The organism is Methylobacterium terricola (genome assembly GCF_006151805.1).
Classification (GTDB): Bacteria; Pseudomonadota; Alphaproteobacteria; order Rhizobiales; family Beijerinckiaceae; genus Methylobacterium; species Methylobacterium terricola.
Genome location: NZ_VDDA01000044.1, coordinates 23777 through 29776, shown reverse-complemented (window position 1 = coordinate 29776; position 6000 = coordinate 23777). Strand labels below are relative to the sequence as shown.

The window sequence follows — 6000 nt, the reverse complement described above, 5'->3', positions numbered from 1 at the left end:
CCAGACTCTCACCGACCGCCGCTTGCGCCACCACGCGCAGGCTGCCTAACTTCTCAACCCAGGTGGACCAGTGCCTCCGTTCCTGAGGCCCGCAGCCTGTCTCAAATCATCTGACGACGGACAGTGGACGCGGCTGGGGGCGCATGGCTCGTGCATGCTGCTGGCCGAGAGCAGGCTGGGAATGAGGGCTGTCACAGCGAAACTTCGGATCGGCAAGGGCCCCGCTCACTGGACTCTCTAGGCTACGAAGCCGAGACGACTGTGGCGCAGGCCATCGGCCGTGTGGGTGCCTCGACAGCGCGATTGAGCGGCTCTAGATAAAAACACCCCATATGGGGAACCTTTTTGAGATGTTGCGGTAATGCCCCTATGACCCCCTCTGCGGCTTACGCCCCCAACCACGAGAGACTTACCCTTCTGGAAGCCGCCGTCCTGGCTGATATCCCGGCGGCAATGGTGCGCAAGGACATCGAGCGTGGGGTCATCGTGCCTAACTCAGAGCCTGCCGATGATCCGCGCCGGATCTCATTTGGATGGGAACAGCCGTTTGCATTCGCGGCGGCATACAGCAGCGACGCGCTGCCCGCTCGGTATCGAGGGGCGTTAATCAAACATATTTGTAATGATATTCTGTATGCAACTCCAAATATCAATAGATGTAATTTAGTTAAACTATCAAAAAACATTCAAAAATTAGATCATACTATAGGGGAAGGATATATTTTTCTATGTGGTAATAAATTTGATACTAGAAAAAATCATATCGATTTTCATCATGGCAGAATTACATTAGGAAATATTGTTAATTCATGCAAAAACCAAGATGTAGAATTTTCATCAAATTATATAAATGAATCAAATTTCTTTGACAAAAATATGGAAAATGATAATGTATGTCTTTTTGAGATGCGTACAAAACTTTCACATATCCATATTGGAAAATATATTACCTTGGATTTTATTAAAGTGATTGCAGATGTAAAACCGCGCGTTGATCTTTATGCAGAAGGTATGCTTTTAATCGAAAGCAACAAGGATATACTTGGCGGAGAGCCTGTTTTTACGGGTACACGTTTGTCTGTTCGTCATGTCGGCGGCATGCTTGAACAGGGCGAGACGTTGGATAACATCTTAGAGGATTACCCATATCTGAACCATAGAATGGTTCATTTTGCTCGTCTCTTCTATCTAGCCAATCCCGCCAAAGGTCGGCCACGTCGTAAATCCGAGATCCACGATGAACCCTAGTCTTTTCTTGGACGAAAATATTTCTCCGAGCCTTTCGCAAAGATTTTGGGACATGCGCATTGAAGCGACGCATGCGCAGCACCGCAATCTGCGACAGACAAAAGATGATGCAATATGGCGTTTGGCGTGCGAGCACGGATGGACAGTCGTCACTATCAATTACTCAGATTTTATACCGCTTGCACGATCAACACCAGTTCATGCTGGCGTGATCGGCATACCAAGCCACGGTACGCGCGATCAGCAGTTCAGTTATATCATGACTGCTATTGAATGGGGTGCACAATTTAATGAAGCGGCGGCTTATCCATTTATGAACCGCTTCGTGAGAGTGACGCAAAATATGCGTATAATGGTTGAGACATGTCCTGTTGACCATTAGATGATCTTAGATTTAGCTTGGAGAGTTCAAGTCATCTCGTCAACATTGTGCGCGCTGACTGTAGCTGCTTCCGGTGCACCTCGAACGTCTGCGCCATGAATGTCGTCAGCTTCGCCACTACGGTTTTCTGAGCTGACATCCCGTTCCGCTCACACTCTGAAGCTCGGTCTTGACCGGGAAGCGATGAGCTACGTGGCGACCACGGCGGGCATCACGGGCGAGGATGTGCGCGACCTCATGGTGGCGGCCGTCGAGCATCGCTTCGGGCCGGTCAACCAGTTGCCGAGCCCCATCGAGTGGCTGACCGACAATGGCAGCTGCTACTTGGCCCGCGACACGCGCCGGTTTGCCCGCAACCTCGGATTGGTGCCGAAAACGACGCCGCTGGAGAGCCCGCAGAGTAATGGCATGGCCGAGGCGTTCGTGCGGACCCTGAAGCGTGACTACGTGCGCGTCTCAGTCTTGCCGGATGCCGAAAGCGTGCTGCGCCAGCTTCCCGGTTGGCTGGCGCACTACAATGACCTTCACCCTCATCGCGCGATCAAACCAGGAGACCCTGTCCGGTCTTTAAGGGGCAATATAAGTGCTTCTTCGTTCCCATCGCGTCCGTCCTCCTTCGGCTCAGAGCCATACTTCAGGGCGGACCACTCCGATGGGGGCTGACCACAGCCCGGCGGGACCTGTCGCTGTATATAATCGATATTGATTTAAAAATATTATCTTTTTAACACAACAAATAAATTAATTATTTATGACGCATCATGAAAATATGATATTGTATCATGCTTTTTCGCCATGTTCCTGAAAAAAGAGCCTTCTTTAGGCAGAACGAACTTGTTTATCGCTTCCCGTCGCAGCATTTCGTTCCAAAGATGTGCCGCTAGGCTACATTTTGTCTTTTCAGTAATTTCTTCAGTGAAATCTGGATCGATAAAATTAGTAGCATCTAAATATTCTATAGCGTAGAAGGCATTTTGTGGTAAAATATTGTCAATAGCAAAATATTTTTTTAGAGTTGAAGTTAAAAGTCTGGGGCCATTTTCCCCCCATGTTGCTTGGCCCTTTTTTTCAAGACAAATTGCGCTCATTTCTTCTAGAATTGGATTGCCGCGTTCAAACTTCATAATTGCATTATTAATGAATTTTTGACTCTCCCATCCTGCTACAATCTGATCGTCAGGCCATGAAGAGCTCAAACATAAAACATCAGTATCTACCCACCAATCTCCGGACTCGTACAACACAAGATATCTGAAGCAATCCGCAAAAGCGGCGATACTTCCGGCGCCCTCGCCAGTTTCATAATAGAATATCGAAGATAAAGGAATAATTTTTTCTGCATCGACCCATTCGCAAAACGACGGGCATGACCGCTTGTCGTAAGAATAAAAAACAACAGTATGCCCATAATCGACAAATGATTTTAGGCATGTTATCTCATATGGTGAAGTCTTTCCATGAAAGAATGTTCGAAAAATCGCCATCTATGACCTCATGCAATCTTTCAGAGGGCTTCCGCCTGATACCGACAATAATTAGAAATTTGACAAATGTCTAGGGTTGAGACTCGGGCAGCACCAGAATGCGATGATAGTGGCGAGGGCGAGGGCCGATGCGACGTTGCGGGCGAGCTTGTTATAGCGTGTGGTGATGCGGCGGAACTCTCTGAGAGCCTGTTTGAGGTCCTCTGCGGGCCGTCCCCATCTGTCTTGCTGGGAACAACCTGGACCCGGCCTCTAGGGCTGAGTGGGATTGCCCCGGATTGGATACTGCTGGCGAATCCTTCTGTGAGGTTAGCTCGTTGATGTGGCAGCGCAATCCGACGCTCTCGGAGGCTCGTCATGTCGCTGCATCCAAGCTCGCCCGCCGCGGTTCCCAGCCAGACCGCTGCGGTGGCCCGAGCCGCGTTCCCGCGAGGCAATGCCTACATGCGGCTGAGGGATGAACTTGGCACCGTGTTCACCGACGCGCAGTTCACGGCGTTGTTCTCCTGCCGTGGCCGCCCGGCCGAGGCACCCCGGCGACTGGCGCTCGTCACCTTGTTGCAGTTCGCCGAGAACCTCTCGGACCGCCGCGCGGCCGAGGCGGCTCGTGGCCGCATCGACTGGAAGTACCTCCTGGGCCTCAACCTCACCGACCCGGGCTTCGACGCCTCGGTGCTGAGCGAGTTCCGCTCCCGCCTCGTGGCCGGCCACGCCGAGACCCTCCTGCTCGACACGCTCCTGGCCCTGTGCCGCGAGCGCCGGCTTCTGGTCGCGCGAGGCCGTCAGCGCAGCGACAGCACGCATGTCCTGGGGGCCGTGCGCAGCCTCAACCGCCTCGGCTGCGTCACCGAGACCTTGCGCGCCACCCTCAATGTGCTCGCCGTTGCGGCTCCCGATTGGCTTCGTGTCCATGCCGAAGAGAGCTGGAACGAGCGTTACGCCAAGCCCACCGACGATCTATACGTCCCGCAAGGCGAGGCGGCCCGTCGAGCTCATGCCGAGCAGATCGGCCGCGACGGACATGCGCTCCTGGCGGCCGTGTTCTCGCCCGACGCACCGGCCTGGCTCCGCGAGATCCCGGCCGTGATCCTGCTCGGCCGGGTGTGGCTGCAGAACTTCCAGATCGTCTCGGTCGATGACGAGACCGGCACGAAAGACGACGTGGATCATCCAAACCCGCAGATCACGCGAGTTGTCTGGCGAACGTCATCGGAGGGCATTCCACCCTCACTGCTGATGATCGCCTCGCCGTACGATCCAGAGACCCACTATGCCAAGAAGCGATCGACGACGTGGATCGGCTACAAGGTCCACCTTACCGAGACCTGCGACGCGGATCGCCCCCGCCTGATCACTCACGTGGCGACCACACTGGCCCCGGTCGCCGACCGCGACGCACTCGGGTCGATCCATGCCGACCTGGCAGCCCACGATCTCCTCCCCGACACGCACCTGGTCGATGCCGGCTACGTCGATGCCGACCTGTTGCTCGCCAGTACACGCGATCACGCCGTGACGCTGCTTGGGCCGAGCCCGCAGGATACGCAGTGGCAGTCGCGTCAGTCGGGAGCCTTCCGGCTTCAGGACTTCCAGATCGATTGGGATCGGAAGATCGCCACCTGTCCCGCTGGTCACACCACGACGAGTTGGAGCCCCGATCACAACCTGGGTCGCACGGTGATGCGCATCCGCTTCTCCAGTTCGGACTGCAAACCTTGCGCACTGAAGCAGAACTGTACGCGCTCCCCGCGTCGGTTGCTCACGCCGCGTCGGCGCGAGGAACACGCCGCGCTGGAGGCCGCGCGAGCGCGAGAAGCCGACGAGGCCTTCGCCGAGCAATACCGCTGGCGGGCGGGCATCGAAGGGACACTGTCGCTGGGCGTGCGGGCCCTGCATCTGCGGCGGGCTCGCTACCTCGGGCTGGCCAAGGTCCACCTCCAGCATGTGCTGACCGGCGCCGCCCTCAACATCGGCCGGATCGCCGATTGGCTGGCGGGTGAGACCGTCGCGTCGACCCGACGATCACCCTTCGCTCGCCTCATCAGCCAAGCGGCCTGAGCCGCTGCATTCGCCAGCAGTATCAAAAACAGGGCAATCCCAGTCCTTGCGGGTCGGGATCACCGGCTCGACCCGCCGCTGCTTGAGCCGGCGACGGGCGGGTGGGCTGGAGTAGCCTCGATCTCCCGCCGCCCGGCGCGGACGCAGGCGGGGACGGCCGCCGCACCGCGCCGTTGTCCATCAGCGCGTCCAACGCAAACTGCTCGTGCCGCTCGCCGGCCGTCAGGACAGCCGCCATCGGCTTGCCCCCGCCCTCGGCACGCAGATGCAGCTTGGTCGAGAACCCGCCCTGGCTGCGCCCGAGCGCCTCGCCCACGCCCTCGACCGTGCCCTCACCCCCCGATGGCGCCGGACCGGCGCGCACCGGCGGCGTGTTGATGGGCGCGCACTACCGTCGCGTCCACGAAGTGCAGGTCCCAGTCGAGATCGCCGCGGGCATCGGCCAGCGCCTGCAGGCGCTGCAGCACCCGGTCGAACACGCCGGCCTTGCGCCAGCGATAGAACTGGCTCGACACGGTTCCGACCGCCCTGTAGCGCGCCGGCAGATCCTCCCAGGGCGCGCCTGTGCGCAGGATCCAGAGCATGCGTTGAGGATCCGATGGTGATCCTCCGCAGGCCGGCTGGTGCGCGGCTTGTGCGGCGGCAGTGGGGCGATCTGCTCCCACTGCGCATCGGTCAGTTCAAAGCGTCGCATCCCGACCACATGGGCGCTCACCCCGACCATGTGAACCCCCTTGCAGAGACGCCCTAGACAGCCGCGGCGCCCTGCTATTCCATCTAGGAGCAACGGGCCCCCGGGCGCTTGCCCTGTCCGAATCCTTCTGGAGT

4 protein-coding genes and 2 pseudogenes are annotated in these 6000 nt (G+C 57.2%); 4 read left to right on the top strand and 2 right to left on the bottom strand.

Annotated elements, in window-relative coordinates:
• Positions 1-369 precede the first annotated feature (369 nt).
• The 3 genes and pseudogenes from FF100_RS33960 to FF100_RS33950 all read left to right on the top strand — a co-directional run.
• Complete coding sequence (locus FF100_RS33960; protein WP_139040425.1) at positions 370-1248, top strand: DUF433 domain-containing protein; 879 nt, start codon at positions 370-372, stop codon at positions 1246-1248.
• Positions 1238-1630, top strand: coding sequence for a DUF5615 family PIN-like protein (locus FF100_RS33955; protein WP_139040424.1), 393 nt, complete (start codon positions 1238-1240; stop codon positions 1628-1630). The genes FF100_RS33960 and FF100_RS33955 overlap by 11 nt, the downstream gene beginning before the upstream one ends.
• A 171-nt stretch (positions 1631-1801) precedes the next feature.
• Positions 1802-2173: pseudogene (locus tag FF100_RS33950) on the top strand (integrase core domain-containing protein); the annotation flags it as partial.
• A gap of 206 nt (positions 2174-2379) precedes the next feature.
• On the opposite strand, the gene FF100_RS33945 reads toward FF100_RS33950, so the two are convergent.
• Positions 2380-3114, bottom strand: a complete 735-nt coding sequence (locus FF100_RS33945; RefSeq protein WP_139040422.1) for a hypothetical protein — start codon at positions 3112-3114, stop codon at positions 2380-2382.
• A 357-nt stretch (positions 3115-3471) separates the two neighbouring features.
• On the opposite strand from FF100_RS33945, the gene FF100_RS33940 reads away from it, so the two are divergent.
• Positions 3472-5172: an IS1182 family transposase gene (locus tag FF100_RS33940; RefSeq protein WP_139040421.1), complete on the top strand. Its 1701-nt coding sequence runs from the start codon at positions 3472-3474 to the stop codon at positions 5170-5172.
• 15 nt (positions 5173-5187) lie between these two features.
• Here the strand turns inward: FF100_RS33940 and FF100_RS33935 are convergent.
• Positions 5188-5866, bottom strand: a pseudogene (locus tag FF100_RS33935) (IS5 family transposase); the annotation flags it as partial.
• Between the last annotated feature and the right edge of the window lie 134 nt (positions 5867-6000).